The organism is Ornithinimicrobium sp., assembly GCF_035267225.1.
Lineage (GTDB): Bacteria > Actinomycetota > Actinomycetes > Actinomycetales > Dermatophilaceae > Ornithinicoccus.
Map to the genome: position 1 here is coordinate 21496 of NZ_DATFMA010000076.1, position 23579 is coordinate 45074.

Consider the following 23579-nt stretch of genomic DNA (forward strand, 5'->3'; position numbering starts at 1 on the left):
GTTGATCCCACTTCAGGAGCCTTGATGCACCCCACCCACCTGCCCTTGCGCCTGGCCACCGGCGCGTTCATCCTCAACTCCGGCATCACCAAGCTGGGTGCCGACGAGGAGACCGCGGCCGGGATCCACGGGATGGCCAGCACCGCGTATCCGATGTTCAAGGAGATCAAGCCGAAGGACTTCACCGAGCTGCTGGCCTACGGCGAGATCGCCCTGGGCACCGCCCTGCTCCTGCCCACCGTGCCCTCCGCGGCGGCCGGGACCGCAGTGGCCGGCTTCGGGACAGCGCTTCTCGGGATGTACTGGCAGGTCCCCGGGATGCGCATGGAGAACAGCATCCGGCCCACCCCTGACGGTCTGCTTCTGGCCAAGGACACCTGGCTCGTCGCTGCCGGTGTGACCCTGACCCTGCAGAGCGCGCTCGGAGCAGCCAAGTCCGCGGCGAAGAGCGCCACCGGCTCGGCCAAGGGCCTGGCCAGCGACATCTCCAGCAGCACCAAGGACGCTCTCTCCTTCGGCTGACGGTCCGTGGCCCCGGGGGCCCGGGTGCCCCGAGGCCCGGGTGCCCGCCGGCCGTTGAGCCGCCTGCCGTACTCTCGAGATGACCGGCGAGGAAGGCAGGTATGGACGCGGACAAGCTGAGGCCTCGGGCGACGGGTCTGATCACTGCCGTCTGGGCGGCGCAAGCCGTCATCGCTCCGGCGTGGGTCGCCAGCAGCCTGGTGGAGGGTGCGACCTCCTGGGTCTGGCCGTTCGGGCTCGCCTGGCTCATGGTGGGAGTCGTGCTGGCCGTACGCGCCCGGCTGCGGTGGGTCCGCACTGACGACCACGGCATTGCCGTGCGCTCCGGCTTCGGCCCACCGTGGTCGTGGGCGTGGGCCGATATCGCTGACGTCACGGCTGACCCACCTGGGCCCCTGGTCACCCACCTCGCGGTCGTGAGCCACGCCGGGCGGGTCGCCGAGACGCCGTTGGCCAAGGGCGATACGCGCCTGCACCAGCGCTGGACGAAGCACGTGTCGGCGCAGACCCAGACCGAGGTATGACTCGCGCCGCGCCCTGGGCGGTGGAGCAGGCTCGCGAGCACTTCATGGCCGACATCGCGGCACTGGCTCCCGGTGCGGACGCCCCGCTGCGTGAGGCCGAAGCACAGCGGGTCATCCGGGCGTGGACCGAGCCCCACCGCGCCTACCACTCGTTGCAGCACGTGGCGGAGATGTTGACTGCCGTCGCCGAGGTCACTCGACGACCGCCGAGGCTGCCCGCGCGGCCGCTGGGGTGCGTGCGGATCGCCGTCTGGTATCACGACCTCGCCTACGACCCGCGGGCCACACCCGGCAGCAACGAGCACCGCAGCGCCGCGATGGCGCGGGACCACCTGCACCGGCTCGGTGTCGGTGCCGAGGACGTCGACCTCGTCGAGAGGCTGGTCCTGATGACCGTCGACCACGAGCCCCCTGGCCCGGCCGCCGATGGAGCCGGGGCGGGTCAGGATGGACTGCTCATGGATGTCTTCCACGATGCCGACCTGTGGATCCTGTCCGCCCCGCCGCAGCGCTACGCCCAGTACGCCCGCCAGGTTCGCCAGGAGTACGAGCACGTGCCGCGCGAGCTGTTCGCTCATGGCCGCGCTCGTGTACTGCGCTCCTTCGCCGGCCGCGAGGACCTGTACCGCACCGAGCACGCCCGTCGGTGCTGGAGCGCCACCGCCCGGCGCAACATCGAGGGGGAGCTGGCCACCCTCTCGGGCGGGTGAACGCACCGACGACTCACGGCGAGATCTCCTCGAGCCAGGCCTGGACCAGCAGCCACCAGGGCTCGTGGCCGCACCGGCTGCGAGCGTCGGCGAACGCCACCCAGTGCGCCTCGAGCACGTCGTCCTCCCGTGGCCCTACCGGCTCGACCGGGCGCAGCGGTGCGGCGAAGACGGCGATGTAGTTCGGGCGGTCGTCGCTCCAGATGCCGATGGCCTGCCCGGGTGGGATCGTGATGCGCTCGTACCCCACGGGTCGCAGGTCGTGGGGCGAGGCCACGAGCCCGGTCTCCTCGGTCAGCTCCCGCACCGCGGCCTGCCTCACCGTCTCCGACGGCTCGCGCTTGCCCCCCGGTGGCGACCAGCCCACGCGAGAGTCGTTGCGTACCAAGACCATCCGGGTCCCGTCACTGACCAGGACGACAGCCGCACCGCTGCCTTCAGGTGGTTCGAGCGGGGAGGCGACCACGTCGAGCAGGTGTGGCGCCCCCACGGCGAGCAGCGCATCGGCGTAGCGAGCCAGCGGCCTCTCCCCCTTGCGCTTGCGAAAGCGCAGGCCGCTGCGGGCGAGGCGGCGAGCCAGGTCCCGCCCGGTGGTCTGCTCGGCCCCGGCCGCCACCACGTCGGCATACCGGTGGGCAGGGATGTCGTAATGGTCCCCCTCGAACGAGCGAGGCGGGATCCCGGCACGGCTTGCGAAGGCGTGCAGCTCCTCGAAGGAGGTGTCGCTGATGACGTGAGACCAGACGGTGCCGTGCGCCGGCCAAGCCGGCGGATCGACCCAGACCGTCACGGTGGTCGAGCCTATCCGTCCGACGTCTCGGTTGGGGCGGAGACGAGCGCACCCCCAGCCACTTCTTCGACTTCGAGCCGCGAGTTCGCGGCTCGAAGCGAAGAGAAGTGGCTGGGGGTGCGGGGAAGAGGGTGAGGCTAGAAGTCCATGCCTCCCATGCCACCCATGCCACCGTCGCCGGCCGGAGCCGCCGGGGCCTTCTCCGGCTTGTCGGCGATCACGGCCTCCGTGGTCAGGAACAGCGCGGCGATGCTCGCGGCGTTCTGCAGCGCGGACCGGGTCACCTTGACCGGGTCGGCGACACCGAAGCCGAGCATGTCTCCGTACTCGCCCGTGGCCGCGTTGAGACCATGGCCGGCGGGCAGGTTGCGCACCTTCTCCGCGACGACGCCGCCCTCGAGGCCGCCGTTGACGGCGATCTGCTTCAGGGGCGACTCCACGGCCACCTTGACCAGCTTCGCGCCCGTCGCCTCGTCGCCGCTCAGCGACAGCGACTCGAACGCCGTGGCAGCCTGGATGAGCGCGACGCCGCCACCGGCGACGATGCCCTCCTCCACCGCGGCCTTGGCGTTGCGCACCGCGTCCTCGATGCGGTGCTTGCGCTCCTTGAGCTCGACCTCGGTGGCCGCACCGGCCTTGATGACCGCCACGCCGCCGGCCAGCTTGGCCAGCCGCTCCTGCAGCTTCTCGCGGTCGTAGTCCGAGTCGGAGCCGTCGATCTCCTTGCGGATCTGGTTCACGCGACCCGAGATCTGGTCAGCGTCACCGGCGCCCTCGACGATGGTCGTCTCGTCCTTGGTCGAGACGACCTTGCGGGCCCGGCCCAGCATGTCGAGCTCGGCGGTCTCCAGCTTCAGGCCGACCTCCTCGCTGATGACCTGGCCGCCGGTCAGCACGGCGATGTCGCCGAGCATGGCCTTGCGACGGTCACCGAAGCCGGGCGCCTTCACGGCGAGCACCTTGATGTGGCCACGCAGCTTGTTCAGCACCATCGTCGCCAGGGCTTCGCCCTCGACGTCCTCGGCGATGATGGCCAGTGGCTTGCCGGCCTGGATGACCTTGTCCAAGATCGGCACTACGTCCTTGATGGCGCCGATCTTGGAGTTCATGATCAGCACGTATGGGTCATCGACGACCGCTTCCATGCGGTCGGTGTCGGTGACGAAGTACGGCGAGATGTAGCCCTTGTCGAAGCGCATCCCCTCGGTGAGCTCGAGCTCCAAGCCGAAGGTGTTGGACTCCTCGACGGTGATGACACCCTCGTTGCCGACCTTGTCCATCGCCTCGGCGATCATCTGGCCGATCTCGGGGTCGGCGGCGGAGATCGACGCGGACTGCGCGATCTGCTCCTTGGTCTCCACGTCGGTGGCCATGCTCAGCAGCTGGTCACTGACCGCGTTCACGGCCGCCTCGATGCCGCGCTTGAGGGACATCGGGTTGGCGCCGGCCGCGACGTTGCGCAGACCTTCGCGCACCATGGCCTGAGCCAGCACGGTGGCCGTCGTCGTGCCGTCGCCGGCCACGTCGTCGGTCTTCTTGGCGACCTCCTTGACCAGCTCGGCGCCGATCTTCTCGTAGGGGTCCTCGAGCTCGATCTCCTTGGCGATGGAGACACCGTCGTTGGTGATCGTGGGGGCTCCCCACTTCTTCTCCAGCACGACGTTGCGCCCACGCGGGCCCAGGGTCACCCGCACGGCGTCAGCCAGGGTGTTCATCCCCTTCTCGAGCCCGCGCCGGGCCTCTTCGTCGAATGCAATGGTCTTGGACATTCGGGTGGTTCCTCCCACACGTCAGGCGTTCGGATGACCGTCTCTCGCCCGCGACGGACGGGTCGTCGCCTCGCGGCTCACGTCGCCACGCGGCGCTCGACCCTCGAGAAGATCGGTCGGCGTTCGTTGTCACTCTCATACTGCGAGTGCTAGGACCATGATTAGCACTCGGCACCTATGAGTGCAAATAGACACCCGGTCGGTCTGGGGCGCCTCTACCCGGGGCGCCGCTCACCCCGTCGCGGCCGTCTCCAGCGCGCGCATCGCCGCGGCGCGCAGCGTCTCCTCCTGCAGCCCGAGGCCTCGAGCGCATTCGACCAGGCCGTCGAGCTCGCGGCCACGGTGGAGCAGCCGTTCGGTGAGGCAGGTCGCCAGGTGCCCGAGCTGCTCCACCTGCGCACTCACGAAGGCGGGGTCGACGACATCCCCGTGACCGGGGACGGCGACCGTCCCCTCTCGCACCTGCTCCCGGCGGCTGAGCTCGTGCATGGACGCAGCCCACTCCAGCGGGTAGCTGTCCTCCATGGCCGGGTCGGCCCCGTGCTCGAGCATGTCGCCCCAGAAGGTCACGCCCGCGTCGGGCACCGCCACGGCGAGGTCATGGTCGGTATGCGCGCGCCCGCCGAAGAGCAGGTGAACGGTACGCCCGCCGAGGTCGACCGCGGTGTCGCTGTCGATGAGGTAGAAGGGCAGCACGACCTCGGTCTGCTCGAGGTCCACCGCCTCCTGCGCGCGGTCGACCGACTGCAGGTGCGCGATGGCCTGAGCGCGCTGGTGCTCGGCGGTCGACCGGAGCCCGTCGGCCGCGCCGACATGCCCGTAGATCTGGGAGTCACGAAAGGCTGCGTTGCCGAAGCAGTGGTCGTAGTGGGCGTGGGTGTTGACCACGACGGGCTCGAGGCGGGTGACCTCGCGCACTGCCGCCGCCAGCTCTGCGCCACGAGCCGTCGTGCTGTTGGTATCGACGACCAGCGCCCGCTGCTCACCCACCACCAGGCCACAGTTGAGATCCAGCTCGGCGTGCCGACGTACGAGCACCGCAGGCCCGACTTCGTGCCAGCGCTCGCGAGACATAACGACGACTGTAGGCCGAATCGGCGCTCCTCGTCGGCGAAACCGGCAATCAGGCTGGTGACAGGCCTGTTGGCCCCGCGTTTGGGGTAGCGCTTTCATTCGTGCCCGGTTACCGTACCTTCCGGCACGTCAACGTCGACCCCGGAGGCCCCATGCCCCAGTTCCCTCACCGAATACTGCTGGCGGTGGATGGTTCCCAAGAAGCCACCATGGCCATGCACCACGTTCTCGACCTACATGGTTACACCCAGACCGAGGTCCACGTGGTGCACGTGGGCCTCGTCTCCGGGTGGACCAACCCGCGCACCCTGAACCAGGACCAGCTCGACCGCCTCCGCCAAGAGGCCCAGCACGTGCTGGACGACCAGGTGCACCAGATGGAAGAAGCCGGCCTCACGCCGACCATGACCTACGTGCGGCTCGGCCGCGCGACCGACGAGATCCTGCGGCTGCGCGACGAGATCGACGCCGATCTCATCGTCCTCGGAAGCCGCGGGCTCAACACGTTCCAGCGCGTCCTGCTGGGCAGTGACGCCGAGGGCGTGGTGCGCCACGCACCCTGCCCCGTTCTCGTGGTGCGGAGGGACAAGTGATGATGACGCCACAGACCCAGATCATGGTGCCCGCTCAGGGAGGCGGCGGGATGCCCGACTTCGAAGTGGGGCCGATCGACCTCACCGTCATCCTCGTCTACCTGCTGCTCAGCCGGATCATCCCGCTCGTCGTCTCAGCCCGGCAGAAGAAGAAGGCCGCGGCGCTGGCGAAGGAGTCGGGTAAGGAGAGCAGCGAGACCGAGCAGTACTTCCTCGGTGGCCGGAACTTCATCTGGCCCTTCGTCGGGCTGTCGCTGGTGGCCACCAACATGTCCGGTGCCACGTTCGTCGGTCTGGCCGGTGGTGCCTACAACCAGGGCATCTCGATCTTCGCCTACGAGTGGATGACCACGGTCATCCTGTCGATCTTCATCTTCTTCATCCTTCCCTTCTACCTGCGCTCCGGAGTGTTCACGCTGCCGGAGTTCCTGGAGAAGCGGTTCGACCGGCGCTCGCGGATGGCGTTCGCCGGCTTCAACCTGTTCGCCAACATGTTCATCGACATGGCCGCGGCGCTGTTCGCCGGTGCAGTCGTCATCCAGACGCTGTACCCGGAGATCCCGATCATCGTCTCGGTGGCTGCTCTGGCCATCCTGGCCGCGATCTACACCGTCATCGGCGGTCTGGGTGCGGTCATGGTCTCGGACAGCATCCAGGCGACGGTCACCATCGTGGGCGGGCTGATCGTCTTCATCGCCACCTGGCGGGCCATCCCGTCCTGGGACGAGATGGCGCAGACCGCAGGCGACGACAAGATGAGCCTGATCCTGCCGGCCGACAACGCGGACCTGCCGTGGCCGGGACTGATCACCGGTGTGCTGGTCATCGGTCTGTACTACTGGACCACCAACCAGCTCGTCGTGCAGCGGACCCTGGGCGCGAAGAGCCTGGACCACGGCCGCTGGGGAGCCCTCATGGCCGGGTTCATCAAGCTGGCGTTCCTGTTCCTGTTCATCTTCCCCGGTGTCATGGCGCTGTCGCTGTACCCGAACCTGGAGAACCCGGACACCGTCTTCCCGACCCTGGTCTTCGACCTGGTGCCGGTCGGTATCCGCGGGCTGATCCTGGCGGCGGTCATCGCGGCCATCACCTCGACGGTGGACTCGATCCTGAACTCCGCGTCGACGATCGTGACCATGGACTTCGTCAAGACATACCGTCCGAAGACCTCGGACCGGTCCCTGGTGCTCATCGGCCGGATCGCCACGGTGGTCGCGCTGGTCGTGGCCATCGTCTGGGCGCCCTTCATCGCTCAGTTCGACACGTTGTACGGGTACCTGCAGTCGGTGCTGTCGTTCCTGGTGCCGCCGGTGGTCGCGGTCTTCCTCATGGGCATCGCGTTCAAGCGGGTCACCGCCACGGCGGCGTTCCTCACGCTGGCCATCCTGCAACCCCTGGGAGTGGTGGCGTTCTACTTCACCCAGGTGGCTCCCTCCGAGCCGACCATCCAGTTCCTCTACGCGTCCGGCATCGGGTTCGTGACGGCCATCGTCATGCTCGTGGTCGTGAGCCTCCTCGGCGATACACCCGACCTGGAGAAGACGGACGAGCTCACCTGGAAGAAGAAGTACTGGAAGGAGGAGTCGGAGGAGCTCGAGGGCACTCCGTTCCTGGCCAACTACCGCGTGTTGACCGTCATCATGCTGGTCCTGACCATCGCACTGGTGGTCTGGTTCGCCTGACAGTCGTCCTGCACGACACGGGGCCCGCAGCGCACCAGCGCTGCGGGCCCCTTCGTGTGCGTTGCGTCTCGTTAGGACAGGTTGACGATCTCGCCGTCGTCGTCGAGGTCGATGGCGTGGGCCGCGGGGTGGCGCGACAGCCCCGGCATCGTGCGCATCGTCCCTGCGATGGGGTAGACGAAGCCGGCCCCGGCGGAGACCCGCACCTCGCGCACCGGCATCCGCCATCCGGTCGGGGCGCCGGTCAAGGACGCGTCGGAGCTGAGCGAGAGGTGGGTCTTGGCGATACAGACCGGCAGCGTGCCGAAGCCGGCCGCTTCGTAGGCGGCCAGCTGCTTGGCCGCCTCCGCCGACGGGTCGATGCCGTCGGCCCCGTACACCCGCCGGGCCACCGTCTCGATCTTCTCGTGCAGCGAGGCGTCCAGGTCGTAGAGCGGACGGAAGTCGCTCGGCTCCTCGGCCGCGTCCCGCACGGCTTCGGCCAGCTCGACCGCTCCGGCTCCGCCGTCGCTGAAGTGCGTGGCCACCGCCACCCGGGCGCCGGCCTCCTCGGCGATACGCCGGATGGTCTCGTGCTCGCTGGCGTGGTCGGTGGGGAAGGAGTTGATCGCCACGACCGGCGAGACCCCGTGCAGCCGGATGTTCTCGATCTGCTTGACCAGGTTGGGCGCACCCGCCTCGACGTCGTCGGTGTTCTCGGCCAGCAGCTCGTCGGGCAGCGGCTTGCCGGGGACGATGCGGAACTTGCCGGAGTGAGCCTTGAGCGCCCGGGTGGTGACGACCACCACGGCGGCGTCCGGAGACTGGCCCGAGGCACGGCACTTGATGTTGAAGAACCGCTCCGCGCCCATGTCGGCGCCGAACCCGGCCTCGGTCACCACGTAGTCGCCGCCGCGCAGCCCGACGAGGTCGGCCACCACCGAGGAGTTGCCGGTGGCGATGTTGCCGAACGGGCCGCAGTGGATCAGCGCCGGGGTGCCTTCCAAGGTCTGCAGCAGGTTGGGCTTGAGCGCCTCGCGCAGGATCACGGCCATCGAGCCGGCGCCCTGGAGCTGCTCGGCGGTCACCGGCGCCCCGGATCGGGTGAAGCCCACGACGATCCGGCCCAAGCGGCTGCGCAGGTCGTCCAGGTCACTGGCGAGCGACAGCAGCGCCATGACCTCGCTCGCGGCGGTGATGTCGAAGGAGGACTGCCGGGTCACCCCGTCGGCGCGACCGCCCAGCCCGATCACGACCTGGCGCAGGGCCCGGTCGTTGACGTCGAGCACGCGCGGCCAGGTGATCGAGCGGGGGTCGATGTCCAGCTCGTTGCCGTGGTGCAGGTGGTTGTCCAGCAAGGCGGCAAGCAGGTTGTGGGCCGCGGTGACCGCGTGGAAGTCCCCGGTCAGGTGCAGGTTGAGCGTCTCCATCGGGACGACCTGGCTCATGCCGCCACCGGCGGCCCCGCCCTTGATCCCGAACGTCGGGCCCATGGAAGGCTGACGCAGGGTCAGCACCGCCTGCTTGCCCAGCTTGCCGAGCCCCTGGGCCAAGCCCACGGAGGTGGTGGTCTTGCCCTCCCCCAGCGGCGTCGGAGTGATCGCGCTGACGACCACGTACTTCGCCTTGGGCCGGTCAGCCATCGAGTCGATGGCCTCCAACCCGACTTTCATGACGTTCTTGCCGTAGGGCTCCAGGTACTCCTGGGGAATTCCCATGTCGGCCGCGACATCGCCGATGGGCCGCAGTGTCGCGGCACGCGCAATGTCCAAGTCAGAGGCCATAGCCGTTTCCTACTCTCAGTCGAATCCGAGGCGGCGTGCCGATCTGGCACGCTGACGACTGGACCTCATTCGCCGCAGACGTTTCACCAACATCGGATTGTGGGCCAACGCCGCTTCGCTGTCTAGGAGCCGGTTAAGCCGCTGGTAGTAGCGGGTCGAGCTCATCGAGAACTCCTCCCTGATGCTCGACTCCTTCGCGCCCTGGTGTCGCCACCAATGGGCCTCGAAGTCCAGGATCGCGGCGTCCTCGGCGTCCAGTGACGCCGCCTTGTCTGCTGGGTCGATACGCTGAGCGGCGCTCATTCGAGACGTTCCTTTCGGGCCTGCCAGATGCTCGGCTACGTGGAGTCTACGCACCGAATCACAAGGGTGTCATTCACGTTCCGACACGGCTGCGGACCCCTTCGGCGGACTACTTGGCACGGCCTGCGCAGCTGTCATGCAGGACACCTAGAGTGGACCAGGTGACGACCGCACCGGCTCCGTTGAGCGAGCTGGTGCATCCGTCCTGGGCGAAGGCGCTCGTCGGCGTCGCCGACACCGTGGCGGGTCTGGGCGGCTTCCTCCGGGATGAGGTGGCGGCCGGCCGCGGCTATCTCCCACCGGGCCCTCAGGTGCTCCGCGTGTTCGAGCGGCCGATGGACGAAGTGCGTGTCCTCATCGTCGGCCAGGACCCCTATCCCACGCCCGGCCACGCGGTCGGGCTGAGCTTCTCCGTGGCGCCGGAGGTCCGGCCGGTCCCGAAGAGCCTGGCCAACATCTTCACCGAGCTGACCGACGACCTAGGGCTGTCTCGGCCCTCCACCGGCGACCTCAGCCCTTGGGCCGAGCAGGGAGTGATGCTGCTCAACCGAGTCCTGACCGTGCGGGCCGGGTCCCCGGCCAGTCACCGGGGCCGTGGCTGGGAGACCGTGACGGGCGCCGCGATCGAGGCCTTGGTGCGGCGGGGCGGGCCGCTGGTCGCGATCCTGTGGGGCCGGGACGCGCGAAGCCTGGCCCCCGTCCTCGGCGACGTACCCACCGTCCAGAGCGCCCATCCCTCACCGCTGTCGGCGCGCAACGGCTTCTTCGGCTCGGCCCCGTTCAGCCGGGCCAACGCTCAGCTCCAGGCGCAGGGCGCCGCCCCGATCGACTGGAGGTTGCCGTGACCGAGGTCGGCGACGTGATGTCCGTCCCCTCCCCCCAGCGCACGGGCAGCATCCGTCCCCAGGCTCGCACCTGGAGGCGCTACGTCGCGGTCGGCGACAGCTTCAGCGAGGGCATGTCCGACCGTGACCCCGAGACCGTGGACGGATACATCGGGTGGGCGGACCGGCTGGCCTCCCTCCTGGCCTCGCACGCCGAGGGCTTCGCCTACGCCAACCTCGCGGTGCGCGGCCGCAAGCTGGACGCCATCGCCGGGCAGCAGGTCCCCGCTGCGGTGGACCTCGACCCCGACCTGGTGAGCCTGGTCGGGGGAGGCAACGACATCCTGCGCCCACGCGCCGACCTGGACGCGCTCGCCGGGCAGCTGGAGCGGGCCGTGATGTCGGTCCGGGCCACCGGTGCTGACGTGATGCTGGCCACGCCGTCCGACCCCGCTGAGGCACCCGTCATCCACCACCTCCGCGGCCGGATGGCCACGTACACCGCGCACATCTGGAAGATCGCCGGCCGGCACGGATGCTATGTGTTGAACCAATGGTCGTTCGACTTCCTCAAGGACTGGCGGATGTGGGCCGACGACCGCATCCACATGTCGACCGAGGGGCACCGAAGGGTCGCCCTCGCCGCCTACGCGACGCTGGGCCACGACCCGGCCGACGCCGACTGGCACGTGCCGCTGCCTCATCCGCCCCGACCGGGCCGGCTGGACATGCTGCGGGACAACGCGCAGTGGGCCCGCGAGCACGCCGGGCCCTGGGTGCAGCGGCGGGTCCAGGGTCGCTCCTCAGGGGACCACGTCCAGCCCAAGCGCCCTGCGCTCGAGCCCCTGGAGACCCGCGGGGGCCCTGGATAGCCAGCACACCCGCCGTGATGATGGCGGCACTTGCGTCTGTATTGTTCTCCAAATGACGCAGATGCGGGTTTCGGAGGCAGCGCAGCTGCTCGGGGTCTCCTCCGACACCGTGCGCCGGGCTATCGACGCGGGTCGGCTGGAGGCGGCCTCGGCGGGGCCAGGTCCCACGACGGTGCGAGGGGTCGACGTCGCCGCCCTGGCGGCTGAGCTGCACCCCGCGCCCCCTGTCGGCACCGTGGGCTCGAGCTCCTCGCGCAACCAGATGAGGGGCATCGTCACGCGGGTGCTGACCGACAGCGTGATGGCGCAGGTGGACATCCAGGCCGGCCCGTTCCGCCTGGTCTCCCTGCTCAGCCGTGAGGCTGTCGAGGAGATGGGCCTCCAGGTGGGCAGTGTGGCCGTGGCTTCCATCAAGGCCACCCATGTGACCGTCGGCACGCCGCCGTGAGACAGCGCTCGCCGGCGATGTCGCGGACCCGGGCCCTCGCCGCGGCCGCCACCACCGCCGTCACGGCCAGCACGGTCGCCGCCTGCTCCGTGACGGGCACGGCCGCCGAGTCCGAGCCGGTCACGATCTTGGCGGCCGCGTCGCTGGCCGGTGTCATGCCGGAGCTGGTGCGCGCCAGTGAGGAGCGGCATCCCGATCGCGACTACGAGGTCTCCTATGCCGGGTCGTCGGCCATCGTCCAGCAGCTGAACGCCGGGGCGCCCGCTGACGCCGTGGTGCTGGCCGGCGAGACCCCCCTCACCGGGCTCGACTCGTCGGTGGACCGCGGCCGGGTCCGCATCGTGGCGACGAACACCCTGGCCGTCACGCTCGCGAGGGAGAACCCGGGCGAGGTGAAGGCACTGGAGGACCTCGCCCGCAAGGACGTCACGGTGGTGCTGTGCGCCGAGCAGGTCCCCTGTGGACAGGCCGCGCAGCAGGTCTTCGAGCGAGCCGACCTCGCCGTGAACGTGGCCTCCTACGAGCCGGACGTCCGCGCCACCCTGTCGAAGGTGACCTCCGGGGAAGCGGACGCGGCCCTGGTCTACGTGACCGACGCCGCTACCACCGATCTGCCCGTCCTCGAGCTGCCTGCCGATGTGGACGTCCGCAACCGCTACCCCGCCTTCAGCGTCAACGGCAGTGTGGCCGGCGGCGAGCTGGTCTCCGAGCTACGGTCCGCTTCCAGCCGCGCCCTGTGGCGCGAGGCAGGGTTCGGGCTTCCGTGAGCCCGCGAGCGCTGCGGCGGGACGCCGATCCCGGGCGAGCGCGGCAGCCCGAGGCCGGTCGGCGCTGGCCGATTCTCGTGCCCGCCGCGGCGGCCGTCGCCCTGCTCGCCCTCCCGCTGCTGGCGCTGCTGCTCCGCGTGGACTGGGCGGGGTTGCCCCGCGACATCGCGACGCCGCTCGCACGGCAGGCTCTCGCGCTGTCCGCTCTGACCACGTCGGTGACCCTGGTCGTGGTCATGCTGCTGGGAACTCCGCTCGCCTGGGTGCTGGCGCGGGGGTCGCATCCCACGGTGCCGTGGCTGCGAGCGTTGGTCACGGTGCCTCTCGTGCTCCCGCCGGTGGTCGGCGGAGTGGCGCTGCTGGCCGCGTGGGGCCGCCAGGGGGTGTTCGGCGCCGTCCTCGACGACACGCTGGGGGTCACGATCCCGTTCACCACGGTGGCGGTCATCGTGGCCGAGACCTTCGTCGCGCTGCCCTTCTACGTCATCGCGGTGGAAGGATCGATGCGAGGGCTGGACCAGCGCCTCGACGGCATCGCGGCCACCCTGGGCGCCTCGCCGCTGCGGACCTTCACTCGCGTCGTCATCCCGCTGGTGGGGCCCGGGATGGCCGCCGGAGCCGCACTGGCGTGGGCCAGAGCCCTGGGTGAGTTCGGGGCCACCATCACCTTCGCGGGCAACTTCCCGGGTCGCACCCAGACGGTGCCCCTAGGGGTCTTCGCGGCTCTGGAGCAGGACCCGGACGCGGCGCTGGCCCTGTCCGTCCTCATGCTCGCGGTCTGCCTCGTCGTCCTGGGCGCTCTGCGGACCCGGTGGCTGACGTGAGCGAGGCGCCGGCAGCGGGCCTGACCGCGCATGTCCAGGTGTCACGCGGAGCGTTCGGTCTCGAGGCGCGTCTACACGCCCCGCCCGGGAGCGTCACCGCGGTCCTCGGGCCGAACGGCTCGGGCAAGTCCACCCTGCTGGGCAGCCTCGCGGGGCTGCTACCCCCACAGCGCGGGAAAGTGGTCCACCGGCGTGAGCATCGCGCTGCGTCGTGGTGGGACGACCCGGATGCCGGGTGGCACCTGTCCCCCGCAGACCGGCACGTCGGGCTGGTGCTGGCCGACCCGCTGCTGTTCGGTCACCTCAGCGTGGCCGACAATGTGGCCTTCGGACCACGCTCGCGTGGGGCTTCGCGAAGCCAGGCCCGCGCGCGCGCCCTCGAGGAGCTCGAACGCGTCGGCGTCGGGTCGCTCGCCGAATCCTCCCCCCGGGAGGTCTCGACGGGGCAGGCCCAGCGCGTCGCTCTGGCCCGGGCCCTGGCCACCGACCCCGACGTGCTCCTGCTCGACGAGCCGCTGTCCGCCCTCGACCCCGCGACACGCAGCCACACCCGGGCCGAGCTGCACCATCGGCTCGGCGGCTTCGACGGTGTCACCGTGCTGGTCACCCACGACCCGCTGGACGCTCTCACCCTCGCCGACGAACTGGTGTTCCTCGAGGACGGCCAGGTCGTGCAGCACGGCAGCCCGACCGCCGTCATCACCCGTCCCCGAACCCCCTACGTCGCGGGCATCGTGGGGGTCAACCTGCTTTCGGGCCGCATGCGCGTCGGTGACCGGGTCCAGGTCGAGGTGCCTGGGGGTTCGGTTGTCACTGCCGAGGATCCCGCCCACAGCCGCGACGGCACCCAGGTATGGCTCACCATCGACCCGGCCGCGGTGGCCCTGTACACCTCACCACCGGCCGGTTCCACCCGGAACGTCTGGCCGGCCACGGTCCGCGACGTCACCATCGCCGGCCAGCGGGCGCGTGTGCGCCTCGAAGGCCCCGTGGCATTGACCGCGGAGGTGACCACCGCCTCCGTTGCCGAGCTGGGGTTGGTGGCGGGCAAGCCCTTGCACGCCGGGGTCAAGGCCACCGAGGTCGTCACCTACCCTGCCTGACGAACGGCGTCCCAGTGACGACACCCTCCTGTGCAGGAGGCACCACACCCTGGTCCACCACCACGACCCCACCGCCACCACCACCGACCACGGCGTGCGATGGCACCTGTGACCACCACGCCCCACACCCGGGCCCGACGGTCACCCCGACCTGCCGACCGTCGGGCGACGGACGGGCTCGCCGCAGCCTCGTTGCTGACCGCACGACGACTGCGAGCCTGAGGGCTAGCCTGGGTGGATGCGGGATGACGACATCCTCCTCGTCGACCTCGCCGGCGTGCTGTTCACGTTCGAGCACGATGTGCGTCTTCCGGTGCTGGGCGAACTCCTTGGTATGCCTCCGCAGCTGGTAGACGCCATGTTCTGGGCCTCGGGGTTCACTGACGACTGTGACGCCGGGCGCTACCCGGACGCTGCCGCCGTGCGCCAGGAGATCAGGCACCGGACCGGCTACACCGGCACGGACGCTGACCTGGACCACGCGTGGTGCAGCTGCTACGCGGTCGACCCCGAGGTGCTCAGCATGCTCACCGCCCGTCAGGACGATCTGCACATGGTGGCGTTCACCAACAATGGCCCGCTGGAGGAAGAGGTGCTGGTGCGACGGCACCCGGAAGCCTTCGCACCCTTCGACGAGCTGCTCTTCTGCCACCGGCTGAGCGCGAACAAGCCGGACGCCGCGGTCTACCGGGAGGTGCAACAGCGCCTCGACCGCGCGGCCGAACGCCTGCTCTTCGTCGATGACGGGGAGGACAACGTCGCCGCGGCCCGCGCGCAGGGCTGGACGGCAGTGCACTTCTCGGGGCCGGAGGACCTCGCCGCGCTGCTGGCCGCAGGGGACTCGGGCCGCTGACGCGGCGGGCTGCGGACCCCAAGTGGAGCCGCCTAGCGGAATCGAACCGCTGACCTATTCATTACGAGTGAATCGCTCTACCGACTGAGCTAAGGCGGCGTTTGCGCCGAGGGCGCCACGGCAGGCTAACCGACCCTCGGCGCGCGGGGCGAATCAGCACTCCTTCCCGTCCTGCGGCACCTTCCCGTCCAGCAGGTAGGCGTCCACGGTGTCGTCGATGCACGTGTTCGAGCGGCCGTACGCGGTGTGGCCTTCGCCGTCGTAGGTCAGCAGCACACCGGACTCCAGCGTCTCGGCCAGGGTCTCGGCCCACTCGTACGGGGTGGCCGGGTCTCCGGTCGTGCCGATGACGAGGATGGGCGCGGCGCCGGCCGCCTCATAGCTCTCCAGAGTCTGGGTCGCCTCTTCGGGCCACTCGGCGCAGGTCCCTTCGCCGGCGAAGTAGCGGGCGAAGTTCGGAGCGGCCCTCTCGACCTCGGCCAGCATCTCCTCTTCGTCTTGCCCGCTTTCCTGTTCCGGGTCGTCCAGGCAGTTGACTGCGTAGACCGCCTGAAAGAGGTTTCCGTCGTAGTTGCCCTCGTCGTCCCGGTTGACGTACAAGTTCGCGAGGACCTGCATGGTGCTGCCGTCGCCTTCGAAGGCGCGTTCGAACGCCTCCGTCAGCACGCTCCACGCGCTCTCGTTGTACAGCGCCGCCACGATGGCGTAAAACGCCCAGCCCTCGGTGAGCTCGGTGTTCGCGTCCCCGCTCACCGGGAGCGGATCGGCGTCGACCTCGTCCAGGAACTCGGTTATCCGCTCCAGTCCCGCGTCGACGTCGCCGCCCAGTGGGCAGTCACCGCTGTCGACACAGTCCCTGACGTAGCTGCGCGCCGCCTGCTCGAACCCCTCGGCCTGGTCCAGCCGGCGCTCCTGGTCGGTCAGCTCGGGAGCAATCGCCCCGTCCAGCACGAACCGACCGACTCTGTCCGGGAAAAGCTCGGCGTACGTGGTGCCGAGGAACGTACCGTAGGACTTCCCGAGGTAGTCCATCGTCGACTCGCCCAACACCGCTCGCAGCACGTCCATGTCCTTCGCGGCCTCCACCGTCGACACATGGCCGAGCAGCTCGGGAGCCGCTTCCTCGCACGCGCTGACGAACTCGCCGACGAGCTCATCACTGGCCTCCTCCTCGGCCGCGTCGTCCGGGCTCGGGTCGGCCCCCACGAACTCGTCCATCTCCTCGTCGTCGAAGCACACGATGGGCGCGGACTCCGCGACGCCGCGAGGGTCGAAGCCGATGATGTCGTAGACCTCGGCGACCGTCGGCGAGACGATCAGCTCCGACTGCCGCGCGTAGTCCACCCCCGAGGCGCCCGGCCCCCCGGGGTTGACCAGCAAGCTGCCCTGTCGAGCGTCGGCGTCCTCCGCGGGGACGCGGATCACGGCAAGCTCGATCGACCCCTCCCCCGGGTTCTCGTAGTCGATGGGGACCGTGAGCCGTCCACACTCGCCCCCCTCGCAGTCGCTCCATGAGATCTCCTGGGAGTAGAACTCCTCGAGAGGTCCTGGCCCATCCTGACTCGCCGAGGACCCGGAATCCTGGTTGCTGGAGCTCGAGCCTTCGCCGGAGTCAGGGCTCTCGGCGCTGGGCGCGCTGTCACACGCCGACAGGACGAGCATCGCCACCAGGGTCACCAGCGCCACGACACGACCTCCGAGCATGCCTCGTTCGCCTGCTGCCGCAGCTCGTGTCACCACGCCGTCCTTCCGTCCGGTTATGCTCGGGCACCCATTGGAGCACGGGGGAGAATCAACGCCACCATCATCGCCTCGATGACCAACAGGGGGGCGCCGTTGGCCACCAGCCGGTCCCGGGCCAGAGCGATGGCCTCCAAGGCGCCAAGCAGCTCCTCGGGGCTCATGCTTCGGGCCACGTCGCGGACCATGTCCAGCTCGCTGGCGTTGACCGCCTCGACGTGGGCCCCGGAGCCCAGCACCAGGGCGTCGCGGTAGACCGACGACAGGTCGGTCAGCGCCGCGTCGATGCTGTCGTGCTGGCGGCGACGAGCCACCCGCTTCTGCTCGTCCTCGACCTGCTTGAGGTGGGCTCTCACCTCTGGCGGCTGGGTGCGCGCGGCCGGGTCCGCGCCTAGCTGGCGCAGCACCTCAGCGCGCGCCTGAGCGGCGTCCTCTCCGGTGACCGCCTCCGCCGCTGTGGCCGCTTCCTGCACCACCGAGGCGGCGGCCGCCAGCGCCTGGCCCACTCCGGTCAGGGTCATCGGTATACCGGTGACCCAACGGCGGCGGGAGCGCGCCGCCTCGTCCGTGGCCAAGCGCTTGGCCACCCCTACGTGGCTCTGCGCCGCCCGCGCCGCGTAGTGCGCCATCGACGGCTCGATCCCGTCGCGCCGGACCAACAGCTCGGCCACCGCGTCCAGCGCCGGCGTGCCCAGCCTCAGATGGCGACACCGGCTGCGGACGGTCACGATGAGGTCATCCAACGTGGGAGCACAGAGCAGCCATACGGTGCGCGGAGGTGGCTCCTCCAGGGTCTTCAACAACGCGTCCGCGGCCTGCTCGTTCAGCCGGTCCGCGTCCTCGACCACCAGGATCCGCCAGCGCCCGGACACGGGGCGGGATGCCGCAGCCAGCGCCAGCTCCCGCGCGCGCTCCACGCGGATGAAGGTCTCCGACGTCGCCACCACGGTGACGTCCGGGTGGCTGCCGACCATCGTGGTGTGGCAGGGCGGACAGACCCCGCACCCGGGGTTCTCCCGGTCTTGGCACTGCAGCGCCGCGGCGAAGGCGCGTGCGGCGATCGAGCGACCAGAACCCGGCGGCCCGGTGAACAGCCAGGAGTGCGTCATCGACTCAGGTCGTGCGACCGCCGAGGTCAGCACCGCGCGCACTCGCTCCTGGCCCACCAGCTCGTCGAAGACGCTCACGGCCCGCCGCCCTCGTGCAGTCCCAGCAGGTCGACGGTGCGGGCGCGCACGATCTTGTGGACCGACTCGGCGGCGCCGGCGGCGTCGACCGTCATGTACCTCCCCGGGTGGGCTGCCGCCAGGTCCAGGAACGCCTGCCGAACGTGCTCGTGAAAGACCTCGTCCTCGGCTTCCATGCGATCGGCCTCGCCGTCGCGTCGGGAGTGGCCACGGGCCGGGTCCACGTCGAGCAGTACCGTCAGGTCCGGCCACAGCGTGCCGGTGGCCCACATCGACAGGGAGCGAATGTCGCTGGCGTCGAGGTCGCGCGCCACGCCCTGGTAAGCCACGGAGGAGTCCACGTACCGGTCGCACAGCACGACTGCTCCCCGCTCGAGCGCGGGGCGCACCACGGTGGCGACGTGATGCGCCCGGTCAGCAGCGAACAGCAGCGCCTCGGCCCGCGGGTCGACATGCTCGCCGTGCAGGAGCACCTCGCGGATCGCCGCGCCCACCGGTGTCCCACCCGGCTCGCGGGTGGGAACAACATCGTGTCCCGCGTCGACGAGGCAGTCGGCCAACAGCCGCAGCTGGGTGGACTTGCCCGCGCCGTCCCCTCCTTCGAAGGCGATGAACGTCCCGGCGTACCCATGCCCCTCGGGCGACGGCGGGGGCACGAGGGGCATGGGTACGCAGCGTAAAGGACGGGGCTGTCAGCCCTCCTGCCGCTCGGCGTTGGCCTGGACCGCGTCGCGGACGTAGACAGCCAGACCCTCGGTGTGGTTCTCATAGCCGGCCCTGAACCGCGGGTCGTCCACATACATCTGGGCGATGTCCGCGTGCATCCGCGGAGGGCAGTCGTAGAACCACGTGGTGATGTGCTGGCGCGCCTGCTCGGCGACGTCCATGGCCGCCTCCCCGGTCGCAGGCTCGCCGGAGGTGAGCAACGCCGCGTAGGCGTCGTTGATCTCGTCGGTCTCGTCTTTGACCTGCTGCCACTGCTCCTTGCTGTAGTGCTTCGTGCGCTGCGCGGACTGTGCCCAGGCGTCGGTGTCTCCCCAACGCTGCTCCGCCTCGTCGGCGTACTCGTCGCTGAAGGTCTCGCCGAAGATCTCGCGCTGCTCTTCCCGGGTGATCTGGTATCCGTTCATCTCTGCCTCCATGGCTCGATCCAGTGCGTCGGCCAGCGAGCCGAGCTCGCTGAGCCGCTGACTGACCGCTTCGCGTTGGCGCCGCAGGTGGCTCAGCGGGTCGGCGCCGGCCTCCAGCACCGAGGCCACCTCGTCCAGCCCGAAGCCGAGCCGTCGGTAGGCGACCACGTGGCGCAGCCGCACCAGGTCAGCCTCGGTGTAGAGCCGGTACCCGGCGACGCTGCGTTCCGACGGCCTGAGCAGCCCGACGTCGTCGTAATGGTGCAGCGTGCGCACTGTGACTCCGAGCTCGCTGGCTACCTGTCCCACGGTGAGCATCCGCATTCCTTGCCTGTGCTGGTGTTCCCGCGTGGCGATCATGACTCCACGATGAGCGCTCACGCGGCGTGAGGGTCAAGCCTGCAGCGAGTCGACCTCGGTGCGGCTTGCTGCGTCGAGCCGATCACGACGGCCCATCACGTCAGCGTGCCCTGCCCACGCAGCGACTCGAAGATCAGGGCACTCTCGGCGTGCAACACCCCGGGACGGCTCGTGAGGTGGTCCAGCACGAAGTCGCGCAGCGCGTCGGCCGACTCCGCCGCGACGAGCACGAAGTAGTCGTTGGCCCCGGCCACGTGGTAGGCCGCGCGTACCCCCGGCAGGGTCGGCACCTCGTCGCGGAACTGCTCGAAGTGGCTGCGCCGGTGGCCACCGAAACGGACGGCGATCATGGCTTCGACCGGTCGACCCACGGCGTGCGGGTCGATGTCGGCGTGGATACCGCGGACGACACCACGTTCGCGCAACGAGCGCACTCGCACCAGACACGTGGACTCCGCGATCCCTGCCTCACGGGCCAGCGTGGCGTTCGAGGTTCGACCGTCCGCCTCGAGCAACCGCACCAGGGCGCGGTCGGTGTCGTCCAACGGCGGTACTTCGGGCTTCGGGCTGTTCCTCGCCATGTCCGGCAGGGTATCGCCTCGGCAACGAAGATTCTGCGATTTTCAAAGAATCCCGGATCCGGTCAGATACGCGACGCCGACGCATCCGGCGCAGGCGAGGCCGGACAGGAGCACCCCGGCCAGGGCACCGCCCAGGTGTGCCGACCACTGCCGCCGCAGACTGTCCGGGCCGTACAGGAAGGCCGTGGTCAGTCGCTCTCGGCGCACGGCAGCGGCCTCGATGAGCTGGTCGTCGTAGTCGTAGGCCACTGTCGCCGCCCTTGCGGATCGCTGGTGCACTCGGCCCTCACACTCTAGTCCCAGCACGGACGGCAGGGTCTGGGGCTGGGGATGACGTACGTCGCCGGCTCGGTGGTCGGCCCGTTCAACGACCATCCGCTGATGATGCGGGGCGGGTCCGGTCAGGACGGGGTCATGGTCATACGCCAGACCCCGTAGGGCAGCCTCATGACCGCTTGGCGCTGGCCGTCTTCGTGGTCGCGGCCTTCTTCGGGGCTGCCTTCGTCGTGCTGCCCTTCTTCGTGGTCGTCTTCTTGCGGGTCGTCTTCTTCCGCGTGGTCGGCCCCTTGGCCCGCTTCTCGGCCAGCAGCTCGAACCCGCGCTCGGCGGTGACGGTGTCAGGGTCGTCGTCCTTGCGCAGCGTGGCGTTGACCTCGCCGTCGGTCACGTAGGGGCCGAACCGGCCGTCCTTGACCACCACGGGCTTGCCTGAGACAGGGTCCTCACCCAGCTCCTTCAACGGCGGGGAGGCCGCCCGGCCGCGCTGCTTGGGCTGGGCGTAGAGAGCGAGCGCCTCCTGCAGCGTGATGTCGAAGATCTGGTCCTCCGTGGCCAGCGAACGTGAGTCGGTTCCCTTCTTCAGGTAGGGCCCGTAGCGACCGTTCTGGGCGGTGATGTCCTCACCGGACTCCGGGTCGGCCCCCACGACCCGCGGAAGGCTGAGCAGGCGCAACGCCGTATCCAGCTCGATGGTGGCCAGGTCCATGTCGGTGAACAGACTGGCGGTACGTGGTTTGGGCTTGGCGGCCTTCTTCGCGCCCTTCTTCGGCGTCGAGCCCTCAGCGCCGGCCTGTGCCGCGGACGCCTCGTCCTCGGGGATCACCTCGCTCACGTACGGCCCGTACCGGCCCGCCTTGGCCACGATGTCGCGGCCGGTGCTCGGGTCCTGTCCGAGGACGCGGCCGTCCTCAGACGCGGTCTCCAGCAGCTCGCGGCCCTTCTCGGGCGTCATCTCGTCCGGCGCGATGTCGTCGGTGATACTGGCGCGCTTCGGGTCGCCCTCGGCGCCCGCGTCCTCCACGTAGGGGCCGTAGCGCCCGACGCGCACGACGATGCCCTCCCCGATCTCCACGGTCGAGACGCCACGTGCGTCGATCTCACCCAGGTCCGCGACCAGCCCGCGCAAGCCCTCGCTGTGGGTCGCCTCGTCGCCGAAGTAGAAGCGCTGCAGCCAGGTCACCCGGTTCTCGTCGCCGCGCGCGATGCGGTCCAGGTCCTCCTCCATCGAGGCGGTGAAGTCGTAGTCCACCAACCGCGGGAAGTGCAGCTCCAGCAGCCGGGTCACGGCGAAAGCGAGCCAGGTGGGGATGAGCGCCGACCCTCGGGTGTGCACGTAGCCGCGGTCCTGGATCGTGCCGACCGTGGCCGCGTAGGTCGAAGGGCGACCGATTCCCTTCTCCTCCAGGGCCTTGACCAGCGTGGCTTCGGTGTAGCGAGCCGGCGGGTTGGTCTGGTGACCCAGTGCCTCGGCACCGAGAGTGTGCAGGTCGAGGTCTTCGGACAGCTTGGGCAGCCGCCGCTGGGCGTTCGCTTCCTGAGGGCCGTGACGGTCCTCGTCCCGGCCCTCCTCGTACGCGGCGAGGAAACCGCGGAACGTGATCACCGTGCCGCTGGCGGAGAACTCGGCATCCCGGCAGACGGTGCCGCCGGCGCCCACGCCCTCGGGGAGAGTGGCCCCCAGCTTCACGCTGGCGGTCGACCCGGTCGCGTCGGCCATCTGTGAGGCCACCGTCCGCTTCCAGATCAGCTCGTACAGCGCGTACTCCTGGCCCTTGAGCTCGCCCGCCACCTGGGCCGGGGTACGGAAGGCGTCTCCGGCGGGGCGGATCGCCTCGTGGGCCTCCTGGGCGTTCTTCGCCTTCTTGCCGTAGGCGCGCGGAGCCTCCGGTACGTACTCCGAGCCGTACATGTCCCGGGCCTGCGAGCGGGCAGCGGCGACCGCGGACGAGGACAGCGTCGTGGAGTCGGTGCGCATGTAGGTGATGTACCCGTTCTCGTACAGCCGCTGCGCGGTGCGCATGGCGCTCTGGCTGTTCAGCCGGAGCTTGCGGCTGGCCTCCTGCTGCAGAGTCGAGGTCGTGAACGGCGCGGAGGGGCGTCGGGTGTACGGCTTCTCGGACACCTCGCGCACGACGACCTCGGCCTGCGGCATCGCTTCGGCGATCGCCGTGGCCAGGTCGGCGTCGAGCTGGCGGACGTTGGACCCCTTCACGGCCCCCCGGTCGTCGAAGTCGCGACCCGAGGCGACCTTGGCGCCGTCGAGCCCGGTGAGTCGAGCCGTGAAGGCGTCGGAGGCCTGGCCACGGCCGGCGGACGGGGCGAACTCGCCTTCGACGTCCCAGTACGCGGCGGACCGGAAGGCCATCCGCTCTCGCTCGCGCTCGACGACCATTCGGGTGGCCACCGACTGCACCCGACCGGCTGATAGACCCTGCTTGACCTTGCGCCACAGCACGGGGGACACCTCGTAGCCGTAGAGACGGTCCAGCACCCGCCGGGTCTCCTGGGCGTCCACCATGCGGATGTCGATGTCGCGGGTCTCGCGAGCGGCACGCTGGATGGCCTCCTTGGTGATCTCGTGGAAGACCATGCGCTTGACCGGGACCTTGGGCTTGAGCACTTCCAGGAGGTGCCAGGCGATGGCTTCGCCCTCGCGGTCCTCATCGGTGGCGAGCAACAGCTCGTCGGCGTCCTTCAGTGCGCGCTTGAGCTCGGTGACCTTCTTCTTCTTGTCGCCGTCGACCACGTAGTAGGGCTCGAACCCGTCCTCGATGTTGATCGCGAACCGGCCGTAGGGGCCCTTCTTCATGTCCGCCGGCAGCTCGCTAGGGTTCGGGAGGTCCCGGATGTGCCCGACGCTGGCGTCCACCTGGAAGCCGCT

General features: G+C 69.8%; 24 protein-coding genes and 1 tRNA gene. 12 read left to right on the forward strand and 13 right to left on the reverse strand.

All coding sequences use genetic code 11. From position 1 onward, the window contains the following. Positions 1-24: 24 nt before the first annotated feature. From VJ976_RS07225 to VJ976_RS07235, 3 genes are all read left to right on the forward strand, one after another. A complete protein-coding gene (locus VJ976_RS07225) occupies positions 25-522 on the forward strand; it encodes a hypothetical protein (RefSeq protein WP_324099448.1) in 498 nt (165 codons plus the stop codon). A 101-nt stretch (positions 523-623) separates the two neighbouring features. After that, complete coding sequence (locus VJ976_RS07230) at positions 624-1046, forward strand: hypothetical protein (RefSeq protein WP_324099449.1); 423 nt, start codon at positions 624-626, stop codon at positions 1044-1046. Beyond that, entirely contained in the window at positions 1043-1756 is a 714-nt protein-coding gene (locus tag VJ976_RS07235) for a hypothetical protein (protein ID WP_324099450.1), read from the forward strand. Before VJ976_RS07230 ends, VJ976_RS07235 begins: the two co-directional genes overlap by 4 nt. Positions 1757-1769: 13 nt before the next feature. Here the strand turns inward: VJ976_RS07235 and VJ976_RS07240 are convergent, their stop codons facing one another. From VJ976_RS07240 to VJ976_RS07250, 3 genes are all read right to left on the reverse strand, one after another. Continuing rightward, positions 1770-2546 (reverse strand): DUF4031 domain-containing protein, encoded by a 777-nt coding sequence (locus VJ976_RS07240; RefSeq protein WP_324099451.1) that lies wholly within the window; start codon positions 2544-2546, stop codon positions 1770-1772. A gap of 137 nt (positions 2547-2683) precedes the next feature. Then, positions 2684-4315, reverse strand: coding sequence for a chaperonin GroEL (gene groL, locus VJ976_RS07245; RefSeq protein WP_324099452.1), 1632 nt, complete (start codon positions 4313-4315; stop codon positions 2684-2686). Between the two features lie 231 nt (positions 4316-4546). Then, a complete protein-coding gene (locus VJ976_RS07250; RefSeq protein WP_324099453.1) occupies positions 4547-5389 on the reverse strand; it encodes an MBL fold metallo-hydrolase in 843 nt (280 codons plus the stop codon). 152 nt (positions 5390-5541) lie between these two features. On the opposite strand from VJ976_RS07250, the gene VJ976_RS07255 reads away from it, so the two are divergent. Both VJ976_RS07255 and VJ976_RS07260 read left to right on the forward strand, forming a co-directional pair. Next, entirely contained in the window at positions 5542-5982 is a 441-nt protein-coding gene (locus tag VJ976_RS07255) for a universal stress protein (RefSeq protein WP_324099454.1), read from the forward strand. Then, a complete protein-coding gene (locus tag VJ976_RS07260; RefSeq protein ID WP_324099455.1) occupies positions 5982-7664 on the forward strand; it encodes a sodium:solute symporter in 1683 nt (560 codons plus the stop codon). The genes VJ976_RS07255 and VJ976_RS07260 overlap by 1 nt, the downstream gene beginning before the upstream one ends. A gap of 71 nt (positions 7665-7735) precedes the next feature. Here VJ976_RS07260 and VJ976_RS07265 read toward each other — a convergent pair whose 3' ends face one another. Next, positions 7736-9427: a formate--tetrahydrofolate ligase gene (locus VJ976_RS07265; RefSeq protein ID WP_324099456.1), complete on the reverse strand. Its 1692-nt coding sequence runs from the start codon at positions 9425-9427 to the stop codon at positions 7736-7738. A gap of 15 nt (positions 9428-9442) precedes the next feature. Further along, positions 9443-9730, reverse strand: a complete 288-nt coding sequence (locus tag VJ976_RS07270; RefSeq protein ID WP_324099457.1) for a DUF3263 domain-containing protein — start codon at positions 9728-9730, stop codon at positions 9443-9445. 161 nt (positions 9731-9891) lie between these two features. On the opposite strand from VJ976_RS07270, the gene VJ976_RS07275 reads away from it, so the two are divergent. The 7 genes from VJ976_RS07275 (at position 9892) to VJ976_RS07305 (ending at position 15421) form a co-directional block, all read left to right on the forward strand. Next, complete coding sequence (locus VJ976_RS07275; RefSeq protein ID WP_324099458.1) at positions 9892-10575, forward strand: uracil-DNA glycosylase; 684 nt, start codon at positions 9892-9894, stop codon at positions 10573-10575. Next, complete coding sequence (locus VJ976_RS07280) at positions 10572-11426, forward strand: SGNH/GDSL hydrolase family protein (protein ID WP_324099459.1); 855 nt, start codon at positions 10572-10574, stop codon at positions 11424-11426. Before VJ976_RS07275 ends, VJ976_RS07280 begins: the two co-directional genes overlap by 4 nt. A gap of 52 nt (positions 11427-11478) precedes the next feature. Continuing rightward, a complete protein-coding gene (locus VJ976_RS07285; protein WP_324099460.1) occupies positions 11479-11874 on the forward strand; it encodes a TOBE domain-containing protein in 396 nt (131 codons plus the stop codon). Next, complete coding sequence (gene modA / locus VJ976_RS07290; RefSeq protein ID WP_324099461.1) at positions 11871-12641, forward strand: molybdate ABC transporter substrate-binding protein; 771 nt, start codon at positions 11871-11873, stop codon at positions 12639-12641. Before VJ976_RS07285 ends, modA begins: the two co-directional genes overlap by 4 nt. Then, positions 12638-13465 carry an ABC transporter permease gene (locus VJ976_RS07295; protein ID WP_324099462.1) on the forward strand — a complete coding sequence of 276 codons (828 nt, stop codon included), beginning with the start codon at positions 12638-12640 and terminating at the stop codon, positions 13463-13465. The genes modA and VJ976_RS07295 overlap by 4 nt, the downstream gene beginning before the upstream one ends. Then, positions 13462-14568: an ABC transporter ATP-binding protein gene (locus tag VJ976_RS07300; protein ID WP_324099463.1), complete on the forward strand. Its 1107-nt coding sequence runs from the start codon at positions 13462-13464 to the stop codon at positions 14566-14568. Before VJ976_RS07295 ends, VJ976_RS07300 begins: the two co-directional genes overlap by 4 nt. 238 nt (positions 14569-14806) lie before the next feature. Then, positions 14807-15421 (forward strand): HAD-IA family hydrolase, encoded by a 615-nt coding sequence (locus VJ976_RS07305; RefSeq protein WP_324099464.1) that lies wholly within the window; start codon positions 14807-14809, stop codon positions 15419-15421. Positions 15422-15444: 23 nt separating this feature from the next. On the opposite strand, the gene VJ976_RS07310 is transcribed toward VJ976_RS07305, so the two are convergent. The 8 genes from VJ976_RS07310 to topA all read right to left on the reverse strand — a co-directional run. Beyond that, a tRNA-Thr gene (locus VJ976_RS07310) sits at positions 15445-15520 on the reverse strand. 54 nt (positions 15521-15574) lie between these two features. Further along, positions 15575-17107, reverse strand: coding sequence for an alpha/beta hydrolase (locus tag VJ976_RS07315; RefSeq protein WP_324099465.1), 1533 nt, complete (start codon positions 17105-17107; stop codon positions 15575-15577). Between the two features lie 71 nt (positions 17108-17178). Beyond that, positions 17179-18348, reverse strand: a complete 1170-nt coding sequence (locus VJ976_RS07320) for a DNA polymerase III subunit delta' (RefSeq protein WP_324099466.1) — start codon at positions 18346-18348, stop codon at positions 17179-17181. Further along, positions 18345-19013: a dTMP kinase gene (gene tmk, locus VJ976_RS07325; protein ID WP_324099467.1), complete on the reverse strand. Its 669-nt coding sequence runs from the start codon at positions 19011-19013 to the stop codon at positions 18345-18347. The genes VJ976_RS07320 and tmk overlap by 4 nt, the downstream gene beginning before the upstream one ends. A 27-nt stretch (positions 19014-19040) precedes the next feature. Beyond that, a complete protein-coding gene (locus VJ976_RS07330) occupies positions 19041-19838 on the reverse strand; it encodes a MerR family transcriptional regulator (RefSeq protein WP_324099468.1) in 798 nt (265 codons plus the stop codon). Positions 19839-19933: 95 nt separating this feature from the next. After that, positions 19934-20419, reverse strand: a complete 486-nt coding sequence (locus tag VJ976_RS07335; RefSeq protein WP_324099469.1) for an Lrp/AsnC family transcriptional regulator — start codon at positions 20417-20419, stop codon at positions 19934-19936. A gap of 42 nt (positions 20420-20461) precedes the next feature. Beyond that, entirely contained in the window at positions 20462-20698 is a 237-nt protein-coding gene (locus VJ976_RS07340) for a hypothetical protein (RefSeq protein ID WP_324099470.1), read from the reverse strand. Between the two features lie 166 nt (positions 20699-20864). Beyond that, positions 20865-23579 (reverse strand): type I DNA topoisomerase (topA, locus tag VJ976_RS07345; RefSeq protein WP_324099471.1); only part of this gene is annotated, 2715 nt, incomplete at its 5' end.

Excerpts from the sequence above, each read along its gene's own strand:
- VJ976_RS07330 (WP_324099468.1), bottom strand. The coding sequence starts at position 19,838 with ATGATCGCCACGCGGGAACACCAGCACAGGCAAGGAATGCGGATGCTC.
- VJ976_RS07225 (WP_324099448.1), top strand. The coding sequence starts at position 25 with ATGCACCCCACCCACCTGCCCTTGCGCCTGGCCACCGGCGCGTTCATC.
- VJ976_RS07260 (WP_324099455.1), top strand. The coding sequence starts at position 5,982 with ATGATGACGCCACAGACCCAGATCATGGTGCCCGCTCAGGGAGGCGGC.
- VJ976_RS07230 (WP_324099449.1), top strand. The coding sequence starts at position 624 with ATGGACGCGGACAAGCTGAGGCCTCGGGCGACGGGTCTGATCACTGCC.
- VJ976_RS07235 (WP_324099450.1), top strand. The coding sequence starts at position 1,043 with ATGACTCGCGCCGCGCCCTGGGCGGTGGAGCAGGCTCGCGAGCACTTC.
- VJ976_RS07265 (WP_324099456.1), bottom strand. The coding sequence starts at position 9,427 with ATGGCCTCTGACTTGGACATTGCGCGTGCCGCGACACTGCGGCCCATC.
- VJ976_RS07285 (WP_324099460.1), top strand. The coding sequence starts at position 11,479 with ATGACGCAGATGCGGGTTTCGGAGGCAGCGCAGCTGCTCGGGGTCTCC.
- groL (WP_324099452.1), bottom strand. The coding sequence starts at position 4,315 with ATGTCCAAGACCATTGCATTCGACGAAGAGGCCCGGCGCGGGCTCGAG.
- VJ976_RS07335 (WP_324099469.1), bottom strand. The coding sequence starts at position 20,419 with ATGGCGAGGAACAGCCCGAAGCCCGAAGTACCGCCGTTGGACGACACC.
- VJ976_RS07270 (WP_324099457.1), bottom strand. The coding sequence starts at position 9,730 with ATGAGCGCCGCTCAGCGTATCGACCCAGCAGACAAGGCGGCGTCACTG.
- VJ976_RS07250 (WP_324099453.1), bottom strand. The coding sequence starts at position 5,389 with ATGTCTCGCGAGCGCTGGCACGAAGTCGGGCCTGCGGTGCTCGTACGT.
- tmk (WP_324099467.1), bottom strand. The coding sequence starts at position 19,013 with ATGCCCCTCGTGCCCCCGCCGTCGCCCGAGGGGCATGGGTACGCCGGG.
- VJ976_RS07305 (WP_324099464.1), top strand. The coding sequence starts at position 14,807 with ATGCGGGATGACGACATCCTCCTCGTCGACCTCGCCGGCGTGCTGTTC.
- VJ976_RS07255 (WP_324099454.1), top strand. The coding sequence starts at position 5,542 with ATGCCCCAGTTCCCTCACCGAATACTGCTGGCGGTGGATGGTTCCCAA.